The following is a 21222-nucleotide window of genomic DNA, read 5'->3' as shown; positions in this document are numbered from 1 at the left end:
CTTTTTGCTTTTCAATTTTTGGTATGACATAATTAATTGAAAAGAAAGTGGGGGAAATGAATGTCATCAAAGAAAATAGCAATGATTACCGGTGCCGTTATCGCAATCGGTGCACTTGGTGGAGGGACTTATTGGTATTTGCAAGGAGCAAAAGAGCGAGAAGTAAAACAAGTGACTGATAACTATCTCGATGCTTTAGAAAAAGGCTCCTATGAACAAATGATTGAGAATTTTAATCCATCCTCTATTAAAAGTAGCGGCTATACAAAACAAGAAGTAGTGGATAAATACCAACTTATTTTTTCTGCGTTACATACTGAGAGCGCTCAAGTTTCTGACATGAAAATTGAAAAAAATAAAGAAGTATATAAATTATCTTACAATGTATCTTTTGATACTTTTTTAGGGGAATTAAAGGATGTAGCCTATCAAACAACAGTTGAGTGGGTAGATAAACAACCTGTGATTGATTGGGCGCCTAACTTAATTTTCCCTGAAATGGAAGGGAAAGATAAAATCAATATCCAAGAAGATATCGCTGAACGAGGTGAAATTATTGATCGCAATGGCGAGAAATTAGCAACGAATCGTGACTATCAGCAATTAGGTTTAAATCCTAGTAAGCTAGGAGAAAATGCAGAGAAAGAGCAGCGTTTAGAGGCGATTAGTGAAGCTTTTTCAGTTCCTGTAGATCAATTAAAAGAACGTTTAACACCTGAATGGGCAACCGGCGATGTTTTTGTCCCTGTTAAAACGCTATATGGGGATGAAGAAAATAATCCATTAAAAGATTTGCCAGAAGGAGCTGTTATCGGTCATATCAATAAGCGCTATTATCCATTAAAAGAAGCAGCCGCTCATTTAATCGGATATGTGGGCCAAGCTACTAAAGAAGATATCGAAAAAGATGAATCACTAGATGAGACAGCTATCATTGGAAAAGCAGGTATAGAGGCAACTTTTGATAAACAATTGCGTGGAGAATCAGGTGGCAAAATTGAAATTTTAACGGAAGAAGGAACAGTAAAAGACATTTTATTAGAAAAAGAGCGTAAAGATGCGGCGCCTTTGAAATTAACACTTGATGCTAAAGTACAAGAGACAGCTTTTAAAAATCTAGAAAATGTATCCGGCTCTACAGTAATTATGCAACCACAAACCGGTGATCTATTAGCTACTGTTAGCTCACCTTCTTATGATCCAAACAAAATGATGTTAGGCATGACTCAAAAAGAATACGATGCGTATGCTAATGATGAAAAATTACCTTTTATGACACGGTTTACCAATCGTTATGCCCCGGGATCAACTTTTAAGGTAATTACTGGAGCGATTGGTTTAGATCAAGGAATAATTAAACCAGAAGAGGAAGTAGCGATTTCAGGATTGAAATGGCAAAAAGACCAAAGCTGGGGTTCTTATGAAGTGACTCGAGTCAAAGACACATCGCCAATCAATTTGGAGAAAGCTTTAGTGTATTCTGATAATATTTATTTTGCGCAGAAAACACTGGAATTAGGTGAAGATAAGTTTAGGGAAGGGTTGTCTCGTTTTATTTTTGATGAGGAACTGGATTTGCCTTTTTACATGGAACCTGCGTCACTTTCCAATGAAAAATCTTTTTCAACCGATATTCTATTAGCTGATACTGGATATGGTCAAGGAGAGTTGTTGATTTCGCCTATTCAACAAGCTGCGATGTATAGTGTTTTTATGAATGATGGTCAATTGACCTATCCACGTTTGATGGATTATCAACAAACAGAAGTCAAAGAAAAAGTGATTTCTAAGAGCGCTGCAACAACCATCTTAGCTGATTTAGTTCATAGTGTATCGGATGAAGATGGCTATGTGCATCAATTTTATAATCCTGACTTTATTTTATCGGCTAAAACGGGAACAGCAGAAATTAAAGAGAAACAAGATACGACTGGAATAGAGAATAGTTTTTTATTATATTTTGATACTGAAAATAAACAGTTTATGGGAATTACTATGGTAGAAAATTCTCGAGAATATGGGACTGCTATTGAACATAGCGGTGATTTAGTGAAGTATTTAGAACAAAAGGAGTAATTAATGGAAAATATAAAAAAGTATTGGGAAGCTTTTCTAGAAAAAACAAATAGGGCTGCAACCACAAAATATTTTGAAGTTTTCTATTTTGGCAATAGCGAACAAGCTGCTGCGCAATTAGTAACACTGGTTTTAGAAGGTAAAAAAACGGCTACAACATCGAGTGTTTATCAATACAACTCAGTGAATGATTATCCTAAAGTTGGTGATTTGTCAATTGTCACTGATTATTGGGGACAACCTCAATGTGTGATTGAAACTAAAGCAGTCCAACAGCTGCAATTTCAGCAAATGACTTTTGAAGTTTGTTGCCGTGAAGGTGAGGATGAAACTCTTGAATCATGGCAACAAAACCATATTTCTTTTTTTAAAGAGGTAGGAGAAGCAAGCGGTTTTGATTTTTCATTTGACATGGAGATTATTTTTGAAGACTTTGAAGTGGTTTATCGTTAAAAAAAGACGCTGGCATCAGTTTAAGGACGATAAGATGTCTAACTCATTAAATGTTTAGACTGTGCATAGTAGATTGAGCGTAAAATAGCCGAACAATAGAAGAGTGCTCCTTAATTTGGCATAATCCTTCTATTGTTCGGCTATTTTCGCCTTGTTTTTCTTTATGACACAGGCCTATGCTGTGGATAGTTGGTTTTTTTTTACTAATCTCGGTATCTTTTTATAGTTTTTGAACAAAATAAGTAAACAACTGCTGTTCAGTTGCCAAAGTATTTCGCGTTAACTCTGGATGCCACTGAATTGCTAGGATAGGTAACTCTTTGGCTTCAATTGCTTCGATAATTCCATCGGGTGCTTGAGCTGTCACTGTGAAATTAGGGGCTACTTTTTTGATGGTTTGATGATGGTAAGAATTAACTGAATAATATTCGGGTAAAAAATCAGCTAAGCGACTATTAGCTTTAATTTGAATAGAATGAGTCTGTTTAGTCATCTCGGATTCTTGTACGTGTTTTATTGGTGTCGAACCAAATAAAGAGATATCTTGATGTAAAGTGCCGCCAAAAGCCACATTTAATAACTGCATGCCGCGACATATTCCGAAAATTGGTTTACCCTGTTTGACCGCTTCATCAATTAATTTTAATTCAAATGTATCTCGTTTTTCATTAATTTCTTCTAAGTAAGGATGAGGCTTTTGCCCGTACAATTGAGGGTTTATATCATGTCCGCCTCCTAAAAGTAACTTATCAATTCGTTGAATATATGTTTTTGCATCTTCAGGTTGTCCGATAGGTAAAACAAGCGGTAATCCACCAGCATCTTGAATACCTTCTACAAAATTACGTGAGGTATAAGACAACCAAAACGTTTCATTCATGGTCATAGTGCGCTCATTACCAGCGATGCCAATGATTGGTTTCAAATGAGAAAACCTCCTTGGTAAAAAATAACTCCTTCTAACTGGTAGAAGGAGTTTTGCGAATTAATGTTCGCGGATAACTTCAATTTTGTATCCATCTGGATCAATGATGAAGTAGTATGAAGGAGGAACTCCTGGCAAACCTTTCAAATCAGTTACATTGAAGCCAGCTTCTTTGTGTTTGGCATGTAAACCTTCCACATCATCTGATGAAATAGCAATATGACCGTAACCATCACCTAAGTCATATCCTGGATGGTCATAGTTGTAAGTTAATTCTAATTCGTAGTCATCTTCAGGTAATGTTAAATAAACCAAAGTGAATTTTGCATCTGGAAAATCACGACGACGACTTTCTTCAAAACCGAATGCTTTTGTGTAGAAGTCCAAAGATGCTTCTAAATCTTTTACGCGTACACAAGTGTGTGCCATTTTCATAAATAAAATCATCCTTTCTTATTTTAATATATGTATCATAACATATCAGATTTTTATTGATAAGAGAACTGTCCTGATTTTCTCTAAATTTTCTATATCGTTGAAACTTGTCTAAGAATCAACTATCCGTTACAATCAAAAGAAAACAGTTTTACAAGGAGGATAAAATGGAGAAGCCGATTTTTGGGAAAAGGGAAGTTGATAAGATTTATAAACCACGTTTTGGTGCCTATGTTGTGATTCATCGAGAAAATAAACAAGAAATTATTATTGTGCAAGCACCAAATGGCGCATATTTTTTGCCAGGTGGCGAAATCGAACATGGAGAAAATCATTTACAAGCCATTAATCGGGAAATGCTAGAAGAGGTTGGTTTTGAGGTAGAAGTTGGTAAATATTTAGGAGAAGCAGTTGAATATTTTTATTCTAGTCATCGCGATACCTATTACGAACATCCAGGATATTTTTATGTCGTAGATGAATGGAAAAAAGTAGCAGAACCTACAGAGACAACCAACGAACTTGCTTGGGTCACACCAGCAGATGCGATGTTATTGTTAAAACGTGGGAGTCATCGTTGGGCTGTACAGGAATGGTTAAAAGAAGACTAAAAAATTCCCCACAAGTATCTTTTTAAAGAGAAGCTTGTGGGGAATTTTTTTAGTCGTTTAATACATATTTTTTAATGGCTTGGGCAACACCATGCTCATCGTTTGAGGCAGTAATAACATTTGCAGCTTTTTTTACATTATCTGTTGCATTTGCCATTGCAATACCTAAGCCAGCATATTCAATCATGGTTACGTCATTTTCGTTGTCGCCTAATGCCATAACTTCTGAACAATCTAGTCCTAAATGAGTAGCTAAACGTTCAAGAGCGGCTCCTTTATGGACTTCTTTATTTAAAATTTCTAGAAAGAATGGCGCACTTTTGACCACTGTATATTTTTCCATAAAACTCTTAGGAATAAGTGGGATAATTTCATCTAAAAATGCTGGTTCATCAATCATCATCATTTTGATAATTGACAATTCATCAGTCATTTCTTCAGGCGTTCGGTATTTTAATGGCATTTTTACCAAGAAAGCTTCGTGAATAGTGTATGGACTGATGTCACGATTGGAAGTATACATAGTATCTTCTGTTTCTGTGTGTAAGTGGACGCCTAGTTTGCGTGCTAACAATTCAATTTCTAAATAGTCATCATAACTTAAGCCAAATTTTGAAACAATTTCCTTATCATGAGTACTTTGAACAAGTGAACCATTGTAAGTGATTACGTAATCATTGCCGCTAAATAGATCCAACTCCTCTAATAAAGACTCTACTCCGGTTAAAGGACGGCCTGTACATAAAACAATTTTAACTCCCTGGGCTTCAGCTTGTTTTAGTGCTGTGCGTACTTCGGTCGTTAATTGATGCTGACTGTTTAGTAGGGTACCATCGATGTCGATAGCAATTAATTTAATTGACATGTTTTCCTCCTTATTATTCAATCAATTCGCCGTTATGAATATGACTAGCAAATTGCTGATATGACTCTCCAAATAAATCATAATTGTCTTTAGATGATTGGTCAACCATTTCTTTAGGAAAATAGAAACGGTGATCACCTTGTTCTTGACCAGCTAAAGCTTTCACTAATGGACTGACTTTTGATAGTTCAATTAAGGTTCCATCTTTTTGCTGTAATTCAATTTGTGTACGATGCTTGTCGCGTTTGGGACGATAAAAATCATAAGGTAAATCAAAGTTAGAATTAATTCCCGTATAATATTTTGCATTAAAACCAACTTCAGATACAATGTCTTTCATCTTATCAATTAATGGCATTTGTGTATCTGGGTAAAAGCGACAAGATTTGAAAGGCTTGCGATTTAAAAAGCGAGCTGCTAGATCATTTAAAATCGAATCATGACTATCTAACCAATGATTGAAGTAAGTATTTAAGACACCGTCATCTAAGCGTAAGTAGTCTTCCAATGAAAAATTTTCTTCTAAAAAGGGCAGTAAAAGTTGTGAGGTTTTTTCAAAAAATTTGGGATCTTTTTTATATAAAACATGGGCGCGATTTAAAAGATGCTCTAAAACAACTTCCATTCCACGCGATGTTGCGTGAAAATAGATTTGAACATACATTTGATAACGACTTACAATGTAATCTTCGACTGCATGCATGCCATTTATTGAAAAAGCAAGACCACCTTTATAGGGACGAATGACACGTAAAATGCGAGTTAAATCAAATGTTCCGTATTCTGTTCCTGTAAAATAGGCATCTCGCAAAAGATAATCCATCCGATCAGCGTCAATTTGGCTTGAAATCATTTGAACAACTTGAGGATTAGGATAAGTTTTCATAATAACACTAGCAACTTTTTCAGGAAAACCTTCTTCTATTCGATTTAAAATCTGATAGATTTCGGTATCAGGCGATGTGATAATCTCAACTGTAATCGCCTCGTGATTGGTATTGAAAATATGTTCAAACGTATGTGAATAAGGTCCGTGACCAACATCATGAAGCAATGCTGCACATAAAGCAATTAGACGTTCGGAATCATCCCAGCCATCAGTAAGGCTATCAATTGAGTAATTACGTTTGAAGACATCACAAATTCGACGTGTGATTTCATAGACGCCTAAAGAATGTGAAAAACGACTATGTTCAGCACCATGAAAGGTGAATGAAGATGTTCCTAATTGTTTAATCCGACGAAGACGCTGAAATTCTTTCGTATTAATTAAATCCCAGATTACTTGATGCTGGACATGGACATATTGATGGACGGGATCACGAAATACTTTTTCTATTGGTAATTTCCGAAATTTATAGGGAATAGCCATCGTTTAACTCCTTTATCTGTAAATTACGTTGTTGCATACTGATTAATTTTTTTTCGAGTAATTCAGAATGTACTGTTTTTTTGACCCATTGTAGCGGATCAGTGGCGATAGATTGAATACCTAAGGTTTGAATGAAACGTTCTTTTGTTTGCTGGATAGATAATGGTTGTTTCAACGCTGCTTCAATAGTTGTCATACAGGCTGGATCGACAGCGGGATAACCATCTTGACCAAATTTTTCTTTAAGACTTTCTTGATAGAAATTACGAACAACTTCACCACGTTGATATTGGTTGCCATTAACACTGAGATACATCATAACTGCAACGCCATTTTTGACACGACGCTGAGCAATCCCTGCAATTTTCTTACCGTTAACACTTAAATCAAACGTTCCAGGGCAATAAGAGTCGCTAATTTCATAAGCAGCAATTTTTAATTCAGGAAATGCTTGTTGCGTTAACGTCATCATTTGTTCGTAGGCACTATCTGTTGTTGTATGTTCTTCTCTTGGAAAAATCAGTGAAATATTTAAGATACCTTTGTCTGCAATAACACCTAGTCCGCCTGAATTTCTAACGACTGGCAGGTAATTGTCTTGAAAAACTTGTGCTAAGCCATGTTGTAAATGGGGAACACGCGTATCTTTCATTCCTAAAATAAATGTTTGATCACATTGCCAAAAGTGAATCATTTCTTGTGATGTTTCACTAGCATGCTCTATAAAGACATCTGTTAAGGCAAAGGGAAGATACGTATTGTTTTCCGTAAATATTGCTTGATCGAATAATTGCTTCATGGAAAATTCCCTTCTTTAATTAATTATTTTCTTTTATTATATACGAAAATATTTTGAAAACACGTGAAAAACATCAAAACAGTTTGTTTTATTGACAAATAAGCTGAAAATGTGAACAATATAAAAGAAATAGTAGAGGAGGGGAAAACGTGGATTTAACTAAAGGAGTACCAGTTGCCATTCGTTTGAAGACTGAAGTAACTCAAAATGATGAATTACAAGAATTTTTATTTGAATTATCTGGGCAAGTTGTTAAGATGGGCGATACACTTTATATTCGTTATAAAGAAGTTCAAGAGGATCAGTCCGAAATTCCTGTTACAATGAAAATTTCACCAGATGGAACCATTCAATTAATCCGTTCAGGCGAGATGCGCCTGCGTTTAAAATTTGTTTATCGAGAAAAAGCAGATACGAGTTATCAAACTCCATATGGCGTGATGTTTTTCAGTACATACACCAATAATCTTCACTTTAGTTTAAAAGACCAGCCGACTTCTGGAAAAGTGTCTATTGATTACGATTTATTTACAGCAGGCGATAAAATCGGTGAGTATAAACTCTCATTAGAATTTACTGCTTGATTTTTGATGTTTTTTATCAGAATAAATTGCTTTTTTGCAAACATTTTTGTATGATTAGACGTAGACTGTGAAAGGACGTGTCCCGATTGGAAATTAATGTATTTGAAGGTGTAAATAGAAACGAATTATCCATGATTGAAGTTGCTCATGCAATTTTATCTCAAAAAGGTGATGTAATGGATTTTTCAGATTTAGTAAATGAGATTCAAACCTATTTAGGAAAATCTGATAGTGATATTCGTGATTCATTGGCGCAGTTTTATACAGACTTAAACATTGATGGTAGTTTCATTTCTTTAGGTGATAATCGTTGGGGCTTACGTTCATGGTATGCCATTGATTCGATTGACGAAGAAGTAAACCATGGAATTGACGAAGATGACGAAGATGCACCACGCCGTCGTAAACGTAAGAAAGTAAATGCCTTTATTAGTGATGATGAAGATGCAATTGACTACAACGATGATGATCCAGAAGATGCAGATCTAACGGATGAAGAAGATGATGATGATTTATTTGATGATGACGATGAAGATGAAGAAATCTCAGCATACAACTCTGATTTACAAGAAATCGGCGCTACAAATGACGATGATGAAGAAGAGCTTCCTGGAAGTATTGAAGAAGACTTAACAATCATTGACGATGATGACGACGATGAATTTGATGATGAGGAAGAAGAATTATAATCATAAAAGAGCACCCAAAAGTTTGTTAACAAGCTTTTGGGTGCTCTTTATCTATGTGAATTAAAAGACTCTGGAAATGAACGATAGCCCTCTCTAGAAAAGAGAAGGCTATCTGACGAATCAATATGTTTATTTTAAAGTTGATATCAATTATAACTATTACTAAAAATTAACTATTTCTCATTTAAACGATGTATTCCCTAACCTCTAATACATCCTTGTAACCCTGTAGTTACGCCAGTGTGAATAAATTTCCTAAAAACAAATTAAAGTGTCGCATAAAAATATCTTTCGCGTTACCTAAGTATAACATAGTTTCCTTGAAAAAGAAAATGACCGGGGAATTTCAAGAAAATTACTGAAAAAATATAGATGATTTTGTCTGCCTTCTTTTTAAAAGGTGTAGTGACTTAGTGTTTTTTTGATAAACAAAGAGTGGTTTTAAACAAAAGAAAAATTTTGTCTAAGATCTCAATCATCAATCAAATTTTGTTCAATTAATTCTCTTTGGTTTTTAAGACAAACCAGTAAGAAGCTACACTTAGGACTAAAAACAATAATGCGTTTAAGAGTAGTGGAAAATAAAACGAGTACATAAAATGTTTCTAGATGAAAAAGGTTAAAAGTAATAGTATAGCTAATGATACGTATATAGTGGCCGAAATTATCACTCTTTCAGAGAGTTTATTTTGAATATTTTCTTTTGTAAATGACTCCAATTAGGTAAGGCGAATTAAAAGCTAGATTCCAATTTGGAGTCTAGCTTTTAACTCGCCTGCTACAGCATTTATCATAATGTCTAAAGCATACAATAAAATTACCACTACTTGTATGTCAAAAACGACTAGTCGATAGGATTTTGCCATTTAATGTAGTATCAAGTATAATGTAATCAGTTACACGAACGCACCTTAAGGGAATCGAACCCCTGTCTCAAGAACCGGAATCTTGCGTGATATCCACTACACTAAAGGTGCTGAACACTTTACATAGTTTAGCGAACTTTAAGAAAAAAAACAAGGGGAAATCTAAAATGAAATTTGAACAACAGTTTTCGCAACAGCAAAAGCAAACACAGAAGCTTGCTATGACGCAAAAGTTACAGCAATCCATTCAAATTTTGCAATTTTCTACTGAAGAACTGACACAGTTTATTGATAATCAAGCATTAGAGAATCCACTACTTGATGTAATTCAACCTAATTATACTTCAAACTACTCAAAGCCACGCACATCAACAGGTACAGAAATGACTCGTTTAAATCAAATTCCTGATACGACAATTTCATTATTTGAACATTTAATTGATCAAATTCATTTGAATTATCGTGATACTTATTTAAGGACGCTTGTTCTTTATTTAGTAGAATATATTGATTTAAATGGGTATTTGACTATCGCATTGGATGAAGCGGTTGAACAAACTGGTGGGACATCTATTCAACTATTGGATGCTTTGACATTAATTCAGCAATTAGAGCCAGCGGGCGTAGGTGCTAGAAATCTACAGGAATGTTTGATGTTACAGACTGAGCGAGACAATTATGCGCCAGAAATTGCTTATTTAATATTAGAAGAATACTTCACGGAATTAGTTGAACGAAAATGGGAAAGTATCACTAAAAAATTAGCCATCTCTTTAACAGATGTGCAAAAAGTATTTGATTATATTCAAACATTAACCCCTACCCCAGGCGCAGTGTTTGGTTCAACAGAAGGCTTGTATATCATTCCTGATTTAACTGTTAAAGTTGAAGAACAACAAGTGACAGTTTTGTCTAACCGCAGCGGGATGCCCGAAATCAAGTTTCAGCAAAATTACTTTGAACAAATGAAGCAAAGTGGCGATGTAGAAGTATTAAACTATCTTAAAGAAAAACAGCAAGCTTTTGAATGGTTGAAAAAAACCGTCGAACAACGCGGAGATACTATTTATAATGTGGGAAAAGCGATTGTTGAACGACAACAAGAATTCTTTTTAAAAAAAGAGCACCCTATTAAACCATTAATCTTAAAAGATATTTCAGAAGAATTAGCTATTCATGAATCAACTGTCAGTCGAGCTGTTAATGGCAAGTATTTGGAGACAGATTTTGGGGTTTTTGAGTTAAAGCATTTCTTTAGTCAAAAATTATCTTCTGGTGAAGGAGAGCACTCGACAACTGATGTCAAGCATCGTTTGCAAAAATTAGTGGATTCAGAAAATAAAGTTAAACCGTTATCTGATCAAAAATTAGTTGATCTTTTGAGTGAAGAAGGAATAGACATTTCACGAAGAACTGTTGCGAAATATCGCGATTTATTAAAAATTCCATCGTCGGCTAAACGTAAACGGTACGATGAAAAATGAGCACTGATAGGGGTTTCATGACTTTTTTGTGAAATTCCTTTGTTTTTTGTGATGAATTCAGGAAAATAAGTAATTTTTGTGTTTTTCTTTGAGTATTAGTTGATAAATAAAAAAGAACATGCTAAAATTATTTTTGTAAGGAATTGGTACTGAAAAGTAAATTCGCTTTTTTTTACAACACATGGGTCATATTAAGTCTATCTAGGACAAAAAATGTCCAACGGAGGTTGCATATGCTTGATGAAATAAAATTGATTGAAGCTATTGCTCCAGATATTTTGACGGTTCTTCAAGAAAGATACCGAATTTTGCAAAATATTTACTGGATGCAACCGATTGGTCGACGTACGTTGGCAGAGAGTTTAGATTTGACGGAGCGTGTGTTGCGGACAGAAACGGATGTATTGAAACGACTGAAATTGATTGAAGCTTCAAAAAGTGGCATGATGTTAACGCCTAGGGGCGAAGATGTTTATAATCAATTAGGGAGTACAATGGACCAATTATTTGAAATGCACCAGATTGAAAAGCGATTAGCTAGTTACTTTGGTATCTCTCGTTGCCTCATTACAGGTGGAGATAGCGATCAGCAAGTAAAAGTAATCAGCGAGTTTGGGCACCTTCTTAACGAAGCATTGGACGAAAATTTGCCAACTGGGAAAAACATTATTGCAGTAATGGGTGGAACCACTATGGCACAAGTTGCAAGCGAGCTTTCTAACTTAGAAACGGAACAACGAGAAAATTTATTCGTACCTGCTAGAGGTGGTATTGGAGAGGCTGTTAGTGTACAAGCAAATTCTGTGAGTGCTGAAATGGCAATTCAAACCAACGGAAAATATCGTGCTTTATATGTACCAGAGCAATTAAGCACCGCTACATATAATTCACTGATGCAAGAACCTTCTATTTTAGAAGTTCTAAACTTAATAAGCGAAGCAAACTGTGTCATCCACAGTATCGGAAAAGCCTTGCATATGGCTGCCCGGCGAAAAATGACTGAAGAAGAGATTTTTATGTTAAAACGTAAAAATGCAGTAGCTGAATCATTTGGTTATTTTTTCGATGAAGAAGGGCAAGTCGTTTACAAAATCCCACGGATAGGTTTACAATTAAGAGACTTACAGAATATCCCTTACGTATTCGCCATAGCTGGTGGGAGAAGCAAAGCAAAAGCGATTCATGCTTATATGAAAAATGCACCAAAACAAACGTGGCTCATCACAGATGAAGCTGCAGCAAATGAGATTTTAAGAGGGGCAACCCTTTAAAATAAAATTTTTTTGATTTTCATAAGGAGGAAATCTTAAATGACAGTTAAAGTAGGTATTAATGGATTTGGACGTATCGGACGCTTAGCTTTCCGTCGTATCCAAGATGTAGAAGGAATCGAAGTGGTTGCAATCAACGACTTAACAGATGCTAAAATGTTAGCACACTTGTTAAAATATGATACAACTCAAGGACGTTTCAACGGTACTGTTGAAGTTCACGAAGGTTCTTTCAATGTAAATGGTAAAGAAGTGAAAGTTTTAGCTAACCGCAACCCTGAAGAATTACCATGGGGCGATCTAGGCGTAGATATCGTTCTAGAATGTACTGGTTTCTTTACATCAAAAGCTGCTGCTGAAAAACACTTGACTGCAGGCGCTAAACGTGTTGTTATCTCAGCTCCTGGTGGAGACGATGTACCAACAATCGTTTACAACACAAACCATGAAATCTTAACAGGCGAAGAAACAGTTATCTCTGGTGCTTCATGTACTACAAACTGCTTAGCTCCTATGGCTAAAGCATTAAACGATAACTTCGGCGTTGTTGAAGGTTTAATGACAACTATCCACGCTTACACTGGTGACCAAATGACTCTTGATGGACCACACCCTAAAGGTGACTTCCGTCGTGCTCGTGCGGCTGCTGCAAACATCGTTCCTAACTCAACTGGTGCTGCTAAAGCTATCGGCTTAGTAATTCCAGAATTGAACGGTAAATTAGACGGAGCTGCTCAACGTGTTCCTGTTGCTACTGGTTCATTAACTGAATTAGTAACTGTTTTAGACAAACAAGTGACTGTTGATGAAATCAATGAAGTGATGGCTAAAGCTGCTAACGAATCTTACGGTTATACTGAAGACGAAATCGTTTCTTCTGATATCGTAGGTATGACTTTCGGTTCATTATTCGATGCTACTCAAACTCGTGTAATGACAGTTGGCGACAAACAATTAGTTAAAACTGTTTCATGGTATGATAACGAAATGTCATACACTGCACAATTAGTTCGTACTTTAGAATACTTCGCTAATTTATAAGATAATCTAATTATCAAAATTGGCAGTATCAAAGCGGGGAAGCGACGCGCTTCTCCGCTTTTTTTAAAGAGAAAGACCCATATTAGGAGGCAATTTCATGGCTAAAAAGACTGTACAAGATATTGATTTAAAAGGTAAAAAAGTTCTTGTTCGTGTTGATTTTAATGTTCCATTAAAAGATGGTGTAATTACTGATGATACACGTATTAAAGCGGCTTTGCCAACAATCAACTATGTATTAGACCAAGGTGGAAAAGCAATTCTATTTTCTCACTTAGGACGTGTAAAAACAGAAGAAGATAAAGCTGGTAAATCTTTAGCACCTGTTGCAGATCGTTTAGGCGAATTACTTGGTAAAGAAGTAACATTCGTTCCTGAAACTCGTGGTGAAGCATTAGAAGCTGCAATCAACAACTTAGAAGACGGTGGCGTAGTTGTCTTTGAAAACACACGTTTTGAAGATGTAGATGGTAAAAAAGAAAGCAAAAATGATTCTGAATTAGGTAAATACTGGGCATCATTAGGTGACGTATTTGTAAACGATGCGTTCGGTACAGCTCACCGTGCACATGCTTCTAACGTAGGAATTGCTTCAACAGGAATTCCAACAGTAGCTGGATTCTTAATGGAAAAAGAAATCAAATTTATCGGTGAAGCAGTTGAAGAACCTAAACGTCCAATGGTGGCAATTCTAGGTGGCGCAAAAGTTTCAGATAAAATTGGTGTTATCGAAAACTTAATTCCAAAAGCAGATAAAATTCTTATCGGTGGTGGGATGACTTATACATTCTATCGTGCAAAAGGAATTGAAATTGGTAAATCATTAGTTGAAGCTGACAAAGTTGATTTGGCAAAAGCGTTAATTGAAAAAGCTGGCGATAAATTAGTATTACCAGTTGATTCAGTGACAGCTGCTGAATTTTCTAACGATGTACCAACTGAAGTTCATGAAGGTGACGTGCCAGTAGATCAAATGGGCTTAGATATTGGTCCTAAAACAGTTGAATTATTTAGCGATATCTTAAAAGATGCGAAAACAGTTGTTTGGAACGGTCCTATGGGTGTGTTTGAAATGTCTAATTTTGCTAATGGTACAATTGGTGTTTGTGAAGCAATTGCAAACTTAAAAGACGCAACAACAATTATCGGTGGAGGAGATTCTGCAGCAGCAGCTGAACAATTAGGCTTTGCAGATAAATTTACTCATATTTCTACTGGTGGTGGCGCAAGTTTAGAATTATTAGAAGGTAAAGAATTACCTGGCTTGGCAGCAATCAACGATAAATAATTGTTCTTTTCATTCATAGAAAGAGCCCTTTCTATGAATGAACAAATTGAAAAAGGAGTGTCATATAAATGCGTAAACCTATTATCGCAGGTAACTGGAAAATGAACTTAACAGCATCTGAAGCAAAAGCTTTTGCAGAAGCTGTAAAAAATAATATCCCTAGTAATGACAAAGTAGATTCAGTTATTGGTTCTCCAGCTCTATTTTTAGAAACTTTAGTAGATGCTGCAAAAGGAACTGATTTAAAAATCTCTGCTCAAAACTGCTACTGGGAAAACTCAGGAGCATTCACAGGTGAAACTTCACCAGCTGCCTTAGCAGACTTAGGTGTGGACTATGTCATCATTGGTCATTCAGAACGTCGTGAGTACTTCCATGAAACTGATGAAGAGATCAACAAAAAAGCAAAAGCTATTTTTGCAAATGGTATGACACCTATTCTTTGTTGTGGTGAGTCTCTAGAAACATATGAAGCAGGAAAAACTGCTGAATGGATCGAAGGACAAATCACTGCTGGTTTAGCTGATTTAACAGATGAACAAGTAAGTAATTTAGTCATTGCTTATGAACCAATCTGGGCAATCGGTACTGGTAAATCTGCTGATGCGACAATCGCAGATGATATCTGTGGTGTTGTACGCCAAACTGTTGAAAAACTTTATGGTGGCGATGTAGCTGCAAAAGTTCGCATTCAATACGGTGGTTCTGTTAAGCCAGAAAATATCGCTGAATACATGGCGAAAGAAAATGTTGATGGAGCTTTAGTAGGTGGCGCAAGCTTGCAAACAGATTCATTCCTAGCTTTATTAGACGCTGTAAAATAATTCGGTTTCATTTTCGAATTTTATTTGCAGTATTGCTTAAAATTCATTAAAATAGAAGTATCACAAGGGATAGCCCTTACGATAAAACAAACTCAAAGGAGAGACAAAACATGTCAATTATTACTGATGTTTACGCTCGCGAAGTCTTAGACTCACGTGGTAACCCAACAATCGAAGTAGAAGTTTATACTGAATCAGGTGCGTTTGGACGCGGTATGGTTCCTTCAGGAGCTTCAACTGGTGAACATGAAGCGGTTGAATTACGTGATGGCGACAAAGATCGTTATTTAGGTAAAGGGGTATCTAAAGCTGTTGATAATGTAAATAACGTTATTGCTGAAGCTATCATTGGTTACGATGTTCGTGATCAAATGGCTATCGATAAAGCAATGATCGAATTAGATGGAACTCCTAACAAAGGTAAATTAGGTGCGAATGCTATTCTTGGTGTTTCTATTGCCGTAGCTCGTGCTGCTGCTGACTACCTAGAAGTGCCTTTATACCACTACTTAGGCGGATTCAACACTAAAGTTTTACCAACTCCAATGATGAACATCATCAATGGTGGATCTCACTCAGATGCTCCTATCGCATTCCAAGAGTTCATGATTTTACCAGTTGGTGCACCAACATTTAAAGAAGCATTACGTTGGGGTGCAGAAGTATTCCACGCTTTAGCTAAAATTTTGAAATCTCGCGGTTTAGAAACTGCTGTAGGTGACGAAGGTGGATTTGCACCTAAATTTGAAGGCACTGAAGACGGTGTTGAAACAATCTTAGAAGCAATCAAAGCTGTGGGCTTGGAACCAGGTAAAGATGTATTCTTAGGATTTGACTGTGCATCTTCTGAATTCTACGAAGACGGCGTATACAACTATGCTAAATTCGAAGGTGAAGGCGGAGCGAAACGTACTGCTGCTGAACAAGTTGACTACTTAGAAGAATTAGTTAACAAATACCCAATCATCACTATCGAAGACGGTATGGATGAAAATGACTGGGATGGATGGAAACTATTAACTGAACGTTTAGGCGACAAAGTTCAATTAGTTGGTGACGATTTATTCGTAACAAACACTGAAATTTTAGCTAAAGGTATCGATCAAGGTATTGGTAACTCAATCCTAATCAAAGTTAACCAAATTGGTACTTTAACTGAAACTTTTGAAGCTATCGAAATGGCTAAAGAAGCTGGCTACACTGCAGTTGTATCTCACCGTTCTGGTGAAACAGAAGATTCAACAATCGCTGACATCGCTGTTGCAACTAATGCTGGCCAAATCAAAACTGGTTCTCTTTCACGTACTGACCGTATTGCTAAATACAACCAATTATTACGTATTGAAGACCAATTAGGTGAAGTAGCTGAGTACAAAGGTTTGAAATCTTTCTACAACTTAAAAAACAAATAATTTTAAGTAAATAAAGCTTATTCTAATTGTTTTAAAACTGTTTGAATGTAACACTCTCTAGCTACTGCTGGAGGGTGTTTTTTTGTGTGTATTGAAAATTCCTGGCTAAGCTGTGGGTTTTCAATACACATAAAAAAGAGTGCTGGTAATTTATACCAACACTAAAAATTATAGAGATGGTATTTTTGTATCCTATGGGTTAACTATTAATTGTGTTTCGATTACATTTAAAATACTAGGAGGTAAGGTTAATGTATGTAGCATGTTTAAGAATCGCAACGTCAAATTAGAATTTAGTTAGACAAGAACAATTTATATTGAATTGGTAGAAGAATGATATAGATGGGGCAGAACTAAAAGTATTTAAAGAAAAGATGTCAGGTAAGAACATAACGAATCGAACTGAATTGAATAATATGTTGTCGTTCAACAGAGAGCGTGATACAGTCGTTATAACAAGCTTGGAAGAAACAAACCGAGATATCAAAGAACTATTGCAAGAGATAGCAAATAAAGGAGCTAACATAGAGATACTAGATATACTTACCTTTTCCGGTGTAAGTGAACCAAAGTTAAGAGATTTACTGACAAACCTTGTTATAGAGGTATTCTCTTGTATTGCTGAGTTAGAACGTAATAAGATTAAAGAAAGACAACGAGAGGGTATTTATATAAAGGAAGACCAATTAAGTATCATAGAGATGCAAAGGGTGCTGAGAAACTTGTTTATGGTTCCCTTGATAAAGGCGAAACAGTGAAAAATATAGCAGAGAAAGTTAATATATCTTATGCTATGAAGAATAGATTGGAAGTAGAAGGAGGAATTGAAAATGAATGAGGATATCGACGAAATATTAGAGGATGCTATAAACAAGCTAGGTAAAGGTGAGGAGATTGAAAGACGTACTCAAGAAATATTAGAAAAACTTTTGATTATTTGGAAAGCAACAGATAATGAGCAACGATTTCAACAATTTATGTTCAACTTGAATGAGAGTTTTACTAAAGAAGTATTAAAAGTAGATTATCGTTTTGTTGATGAAGCAAGTAATCAACAGTACGTAAAGGATTTATTCTATGTTGAAGATGAATTGTTTGAGAGATATTTAGATAAAATCATTGAAAAAATGTAAAATTTAATTAAAAAAAGAATCGATTTGTTGTTAGTGTAGGGGGTTAAAAGACTCTAAAAAGTGAGATTAGTTTTTGAAAGCTATAATAGGTTGGCGTTTTTACACAAATAATATAATAGCTTTAATGTATCAAAGGATTATTCCTCAATTTTTTGATTATGCATTCGAAACAAAGTAATTTGAGATTGATTATAGATACATAAAAAGTGATAGATACTTTCTCAGATAAGCAAGTAAAGAAAATACTAAAAAATGTGAAAATTTGTTGTCCTAGTAAAATTGAAATAGCAACCTATATTGATAGGGGTATAGAGTATATTTTTTTTTCGTATTGTAAAAAAAATATGCATAATTGAGTTACCAACAGGTAAGAGATATACTATACTAATTTTCGAGAAAATCTTCTGTTTTTGATTCATAATTTTGAAGAAATATTATAAAAAAATGAACTTGAAAGTTAGGATTACACGAAGAAGTGTGTAACGAACAGCTTTAGATATTAAGTATCTTTCTATAATTTCAGTGACCATAATTTGTCAATATAGAATATATTTTTAATTATAATTAGAAAGGTGTATGATGAAAGATATCATTTGATTAATTGGAGGAATACTTATGTGTACAGGATTAGCTTTAACAGCAAATAACGGAGATATTTTTTTTGGAAGAACTTTAGATTTAGATATTCCTATGTTTGGTGAAGATGAAGGAATAGAATTCCCAGCAAGCATTATAAACATTCCATCCGGGGTTGAATTTCCTAGTCAATTAACTAGCTGGAAAACGAAATATGCTGTCTTAGGTGTTGGTGCCGAAGGAGAAAGCTGTATATTTGATGGTGTCAACGAAAAGGGTCTCTCAGGAGATTGTCAAGTATTAAAAGAAGCCACGTGGAAATCTAGTCAAGAATCTGAAAACTCTTCTCTAATTCCTTGTTTAGGAGAAGAATTTGTTGCATATATTTTAACGAACTTTAAAAATGTTCAAGAGATACGTGATGAATATGCAAATATTTACCAAGTAGATCAAAAATATATGTTTAACAATACGCTAATTCAATATCCGTTACATTATACTTTTATTGATAAGGACGGGGATGGAGTAGTTCTAGAACCTGTAAACAATGGAGAATTTGAGTTATATGATTTTATAGGGGTTACTGCGAATAGCCCTGAATATAATTATCATCAAGTAAATATTCGAAATTATATTGGTATCAAAAATACATCTGTGAAGGAAAATTCAGCATTTAAAAATTCGAATCCGATTGTTCCAATAGAAGGTGGAACAGGGTATGGTCTTTTTGGAATGCCTGGTGATTTCACATCGCCTTCTCGTTTTGTCAGAGCATTTTTAATCCGAAATTTTATAGATCCTTTTGAAAGTGAAGATGGATTTACACAGTTATATGCTGCATTTAGACCGCTATGTATCCCAAGAGGACTAGAACATACTTCTGATACATCAACAAAAAGCGATTATACAAGATATTGGGCAGGATATAATATAACGAAAAAAGAATTATATGTTCAATCAGGTGTAGGACTAGCATTTACAACTAAAAAATTAGATAAAAATATTGAAAGTATTACCTATGAAAAAATAGTTACTTCAAACAATGCATATTCTTTAAATAAATAATGAACACCCTATACTCATGGTTATTTAACTTTTTATTCTAAGGTAATTAACCCAAAATAGATTGTTGATTTGGATATAAAACTGTGAGAATAAGTCAATTATGACCAAGTAGGTGATGCGTAAGTAGCGAGTAAAGAACAGTGCTTAAGTTGAGGATTCCAAGCGTTGTGTGGTATTTCTAATTTTTCTCGGATGAGTGAATCAGTCAATCCAGGAGGTACTAATAAGCGCAAGCAGGGTCAAAGTTGAATAGCTGTCACTTAAAGTAGGCATAAAATACTAAATGCTTAAAACCACTTCCACTAGTCAATTGATAAAATTTATGATAAAGTATATGAGACGATAAACAGGGTAGGAGGTTCCTAGAGTGTATAATTTTATTTTAGGAGTAGTCATTGTACTTTCATTCATTTTAATTATTGCAATCATGATGCAGCCAAGCAAACAAAATAGTGCGGCAAGTGCATTTACGGGTGGCGCGGATCAACTTTTTGGTAAACAAAAAGCACGCGGTTTTGAAGCCGTGATGCAACGAGCAACAGCAGTTTTAGGTGCTGTTTGGATGATACTATTATTTGTATTAGTTTTATTATCTTCAACAAGATAAACAAAAAAGAGTTTGGGACGATGACATCTCAAACTCTTTTTTTTAGTTTTCCTATGTTAAAATGGGAAGCAGAGAGGTGTTGTTAAGTGAAAATGAGTTTACCTAAAGAATTATTTGCAGAACATGGAAAAAGAGCAGTGTTATTACTGCATGCATATTCGGGAAGCCCGAATGATGTGCGTATGCTTTGCAGATATTTAGAAAGTGCAAATTATACAGTATATTCGCCAATGTTTGCGGGACATGGTACTTTAAATCCCCAAGATATATTAAAAGAAGAAGTTACAACATGGTTTGAAAATACAAAAGCAGCTATTCAATTTTTAAAAGATAAAGGCTATCAAGAAATTGCTGTTTTAGGTCTGTCTATGGGAGGCATTATGGCAATGAGCGCTCTAACTTTAGAAGATGAAGCGCTGGTTGGTGGCGGTGCATTTTGCTCACCAATTTTTAAAGCAAAAAATCAAGTGCCAGAAAATTTTGTTCGTTATGCAGAGAAAGTCTTAAGTCACTCTGATTTTACGCCAGAAGAACAAAGAACTATGCTACCTGAAATTGCTAAAGAAGCTGACAATCAATTACTAGCAATTGAATCCTTTGCACAAACAGTTAGTCAAAAATTAGTGAATATTCGTATTCCTGTCTTTTTAGCACAAGCTGGTAAAGATCAGATGGTTGATCCATTGACAGTCTTTGAAACTGCAAAAGCTTTAGCACATACTAAGGTGACATTGCAATGGTACCCTGAGAGTGGACATGTCGTCACTGTAGATAAAGAAAGAAAAGAATTTGAAAAAGACGTATTAGCTTTTATTGAAAGCTTGTCTTGGAATGAGGAATAAATAA

Annotated in this window: 21 protein-coding genes and 1 tRNA gene; 16 read left to right on the top strand and 6 right to left on the bottom strand. The window is 35.2% G+C overall.

The genetic code is table 11. From position 1 onward, the window contains the following. Positions 1 to 60: 60 nt before the first annotated feature. Positions 61 to 2076, top strand: coding sequence for a penicillin-binding protein PBP4(5) (gene pbp4 / locus AC4BC5_RS02690; RefSeq protein WP_490496634.1), 2016 nt, complete (start codon positions 61 to 63; stop codon positions 2074 to 2076). A 3-nt stretch (positions 2077 to 2079) separates the two neighbouring features. Beyond that, on the top strand, positions 2080 to 2529 hold the full coding sequence (locus AC4BC5_RS02685) for an ASCH domain-containing protein (protein WP_490496633.1): 450 nt from the start codon (positions 2080 to 2082) through the stop codon (positions 2527 to 2529). Between the two features lie 220 nt (positions 2530 to 2749). Here AC4BC5_RS02685 and AC4BC5_RS02680 read toward each other — a convergent pair whose 3' ends face one another. After that, positions 2750 to 3454, bottom strand: a complete 705-nt coding sequence (locus AC4BC5_RS02680; RefSeq protein WP_490496632.1) for a gamma-glutamyl-gamma-aminobutyrate hydrolase family protein — start codon at positions 3452 to 3454, stop codon at positions 2750 to 2752. Positions 3455 to 3514: 60 nt separating this feature from the next. Continuing rightward, positions 3515 to 3889, bottom strand: a complete 375-nt coding sequence (gloA, locus tag AC4BC5_RS02675; RefSeq protein ID WP_490496631.1) for a lactoylglutathione lyase — start codon at positions 3887 to 3889, stop codon at positions 3515 to 3517. 167 nt (positions 3890 to 4056) lie between these two features. Between gloA and AC4BC5_RS02670 the strand changes: the two genes are divergently transcribed. Then, on the top strand, positions 4057 to 4500 hold the full coding sequence (locus tag AC4BC5_RS02670; RefSeq protein WP_490496630.1) for an NUDIX hydrolase: 444 nt from the start codon (positions 4057 to 4059) through the stop codon (positions 4498 to 4500). Positions 4501 to 4549: 49 nt separating this feature from the next. Here AC4BC5_RS02670 and yidA read toward each other — a convergent pair whose 3' ends face one another. From yidA to AC4BC5_RS02655, 3 genes are read right to left on the bottom strand one after another with little or no spacing between them, the layout of a single operon-like run. Continuing rightward, on the bottom strand, positions 4550 to 5365 hold the full coding sequence (yidA, locus tag AC4BC5_RS02665; RefSeq protein WP_490496629.1) for a sugar-phosphatase: 816 nt from the start codon (positions 5363 to 5365) through the stop codon (positions 4550 to 4552). 13 nt (positions 5366 to 5378) lie between these two features. Next, positions 5379 to 6737 (bottom strand): HD domain-containing protein, encoded by a 1359-nt coding sequence (locus tag AC4BC5_RS02660; protein ID WP_490496628.1) that lies wholly within the window; start codon positions 6735 to 6737, stop codon positions 5379 to 5381. Next, positions 6721 to 7536 (bottom strand): lipoate--protein ligase family protein, encoded by an 816-nt coding sequence (locus AC4BC5_RS02655; RefSeq protein WP_490496627.1) that lies wholly within the window; start codon positions 7534 to 7536, stop codon positions 6721 to 6723. Before AC4BC5_RS02655 ends, AC4BC5_RS02660 begins: the two co-directional genes overlap by 17 nt. Positions 7537 to 7685: 149 nt before the next feature. Here AC4BC5_RS02655 and AC4BC5_RS02650 point away from each other — a divergent pair, with 149 nt between their 5' ends. After that, positions 7686 to 8120, top strand: coding sequence for a YwiB family protein (locus tag AC4BC5_RS02650; protein WP_490496626.1), 435 nt, complete (start codon positions 7686 to 7688; stop codon positions 8118 to 8120). 86 nt (positions 8121 to 8206) lie between these two features. Next, positions 8207 to 8809 (top strand): DNA-directed RNA polymerase subunit delta, encoded by a 603-nt coding sequence (rpoE, locus tag AC4BC5_RS02645; RefSeq protein ID WP_490496625.1) that lies wholly within the window; start codon positions 8207 to 8209, stop codon positions 8807 to 8809. 905 nt (positions 8810 to 9714) lie between these two features. Here rpoE and AC4BC5_RS02640 read toward each other — a convergent pair. Then, positions 9715 to 9786 (bottom strand) — tRNA-Arg (locus tag AC4BC5_RS02640). Positions 9787 to 9842: 56 nt separating this feature from the next. Here AC4BC5_RS02640 and rpoN point away from each other — a divergent pair. The 11 genes from rpoN to AC4BC5_RS02585 all read left to right on the top strand — a co-directional run bounded on the left by rpoN (position 9843) and on the right by AC4BC5_RS02585 (position 21218). After that, positions 9843 to 11159: an RNA polymerase factor sigma-54 gene (gene rpoN, locus AC4BC5_RS02635; RefSeq protein WP_490496624.1), complete on the top strand. Its 1317-nt coding sequence runs from the start codon at positions 9843 to 9845 to the stop codon at positions 11157 to 11159. Between the two features lie 233 nt (positions 11160 to 11392). Continuing rightward, complete coding sequence (locus tag AC4BC5_RS02630) at positions 11393 to 12430, top strand: sugar-binding transcriptional regulator (protein ID WP_490496623.1); 1038 nt, start codon at positions 11393 to 11395, stop codon at positions 12428 to 12430. Positions 12431 to 12469: 39 nt separating this feature from the next. After that, the gene (gap, locus tag AC4BC5_RS02625; RefSeq protein ID WP_490496622.1) at positions 12470 to 13471 is read left to right on the top strand and encodes a type I glyceraldehyde-3-phosphate dehydrogenase; all 1002 of its coding nucleotides are present in this window, start codon (positions 12470 to 12472) and stop codon (positions 13469 to 13471) included. A 97-nt stretch (positions 13472 to 13568) separates the two neighbouring features. Continuing rightward, positions 13569 to 14759 (top strand): phosphoglycerate kinase, encoded by a 1191-nt coding sequence (locus tag AC4BC5_RS02620; protein WP_490496621.1) that lies wholly within the window; start codon positions 13569 to 13571, stop codon positions 14757 to 14759. Positions 14760 to 14827: 68 nt separating this feature from the next. Next, complete coding sequence (tpiA, locus tag AC4BC5_RS02615) at positions 14828 to 15583, top strand: triose-phosphate isomerase (RefSeq protein WP_490496620.1); 756 nt, start codon at positions 14828 to 14830, stop codon at positions 15581 to 15583. A 110-nt stretch (positions 15584 to 15693) separates the two neighbouring features. Next, entirely contained in the window at positions 15694 to 16995 is a 1302-nt protein-coding gene (gene eno / locus AC4BC5_RS02610) for a surface-displayed alpha-enolase (protein ID WP_490496619.1), read from the top strand. Positions 16996 to 17369: 374 nt separating this feature from the next. Continuing rightward, the gene (locus tag AC4BC5_RS02605) at positions 17370 to 17753 is read left to right on the top strand and encodes a recombinase family protein (protein ID WP_490496618.1); all 384 of its coding nucleotides are present in this window, start codon (positions 17370 to 17372) and stop codon (positions 17751 to 17753) included. A gap of 72 nt (positions 17754 to 17825) precedes the next feature. Further along, the gene (locus AC4BC5_RS02600; RefSeq protein WP_490496617.1) at positions 17826 to 18128 is read left to right on the top strand and encodes a hypothetical protein; all 303 of its coding nucleotides are present in this window, start codon (positions 17826 to 17828) and stop codon (positions 18126 to 18128) included. Positions 18129 to 18743: 615 nt separating this feature from the next. Next, the gene (locus tag AC4BC5_RS02595) at positions 18744 to 19769 is read left to right on the top strand and encodes a linear amide C-N hydrolase (RefSeq protein WP_490496616.1); all 1026 of its coding nucleotides are present in this window, start codon (positions 18744 to 18746) and stop codon (positions 19767 to 19769) included. 367 nt (positions 19770 to 20136) lie between these two features. Continuing rightward, complete coding sequence (secG, locus tag AC4BC5_RS02590; protein WP_490496615.1) at positions 20137 to 20376, top strand: preprotein translocase subunit SecG; 240 nt, start codon at positions 20137 to 20139, stop codon at positions 20374 to 20376. A gap of 92 nt (positions 20377 to 20468) precedes the next feature. Beyond that, positions 20469 to 21218 carry an alpha/beta hydrolase gene (locus AC4BC5_RS02585; RefSeq protein ID WP_490497489.1) on the top strand — a complete coding sequence of 250 codons (750 nt, stop codon included), beginning with the start codon at positions 20469 to 20471 and terminating at the stop codon, positions 21216 to 21218. Positions 21219 to 21222 lie beyond the last annotated feature (4 nt).

This window comes from Enterococcus sp. AMC2644 (genome assembly GCF_058216475.1).
Note: the sequence above shows the minus strand (reverse complement) of the source record. Positions and strands in the feature narration are given on the sequence as shown.

What these genes read in the sequence shown, in the direction of transcription:
- pbp4 (WP_490496634.1), top strand. Translation starts at nt 61, where the DNA reads ATGTCATCAAAGAAAATAGCAATGATTACCGGTGCCGTTATCGCAATC.
- AC4BC5_RS02685 (WP_490496633.1), top strand. Translation starts at nt 2,080, where the DNA reads ATGGAAAATATAAAAAAGTATTGGGAAGCTTTTCTAGAAAAAACAAAT.
- gloA (WP_490496631.1), bottom strand. Translation starts at nt 3,889, where the DNA reads ATGAAAATGGCACACACTTGTGTACGCGTAAAAGATTTAGAAGCATCT.
- AC4BC5_RS02670 (WP_490496630.1), top strand. Translation starts at nt 4,057, where the DNA reads ATGGAGAAGCCGATTTTTGGGAAAAGGGAAGTTGATAAGATTTATAAA.
- yidA (WP_490496629.1), bottom strand. Translation starts at nt 5,365, where the DNA reads ATGTCAATTAAATTAATTGCTATCGACATCGATGGTACCCTACTAAAC.
- AC4BC5_RS02660 (WP_490496628.1), bottom strand. Translation starts at nt 6,737, where the DNA reads ATGGCTATTCCCTATAAATTTCGGAAATTACCAATAGAAAAAGTATTT.
- AC4BC5_RS02655 (WP_490496627.1), bottom strand. Translation starts at nt 7,536, where the DNA reads ATGAAGCAATTATTCGATCAAGCAATATTTACGGAAAACAATACGTAT.
- rpoN (WP_490496624.1), top strand. Translation starts at nt 9,843, where the DNA reads ATGAAATTTGAACAACAGTTTTCGCAACAGCAAAAGCAAACACAGAAG.
- AC4BC5_RS02630 (WP_490496623.1), top strand. Translation starts at nt 11,393, where the DNA reads ATGCTTGATGAAATAAAATTGATTGAAGCTATTGCTCCAGATATTTTG.
- gap (WP_490496622.1), top strand. Translation starts at nt 12,470, where the DNA reads ATGACAGTTAAAGTAGGTATTAATGGATTTGGACGTATCGGACGCTTA.
- AC4BC5_RS02620 (WP_490496621.1), top strand. Translation starts at nt 13,569, where the DNA reads ATGGCTAAAAAGACTGTACAAGATATTGATTTAAAAGGTAAAAAAGTT.
- tpiA (WP_490496620.1), top strand. Translation starts at nt 14,828, where the DNA reads ATGCGTAAACCTATTATCGCAGGTAACTGGAAAATGAACTTAACAGCA.
- eno (WP_490496619.1), top strand. Translation starts at nt 15,694, where the DNA reads ATGTCAATTATTACTGATGTTTACGCTCGCGAAGTCTTAGACTCACGT.
- AC4BC5_RS02605 (WP_490496618.1), top strand. Translation starts at nt 17,370, where the DNA reads ATGTCAGGTAAGAACATAACGAATCGAACTGAATTGAATAATATGTTG.
- AC4BC5_RS02600 (WP_490496617.1), top strand. Translation starts at nt 17,826, where the DNA reads ATGAATGAGGATATCGACGAAATATTAGAGGATGCTATAAACAAGCTA.
- AC4BC5_RS02595 (WP_490496616.1), top strand. Translation starts at nt 18,744, where the DNA reads ATGTGTACAGGATTAGCTTTAACAGCAAATAACGGAGATATTTTTTTT.
- AC4BC5_RS02585 (WP_490497489.1), top strand. Translation starts at nt 20,469, where the DNA reads ATGAGTTTACCTAAAGAATTATTTGCAGAACATGGAAAAAGAGCAGTG.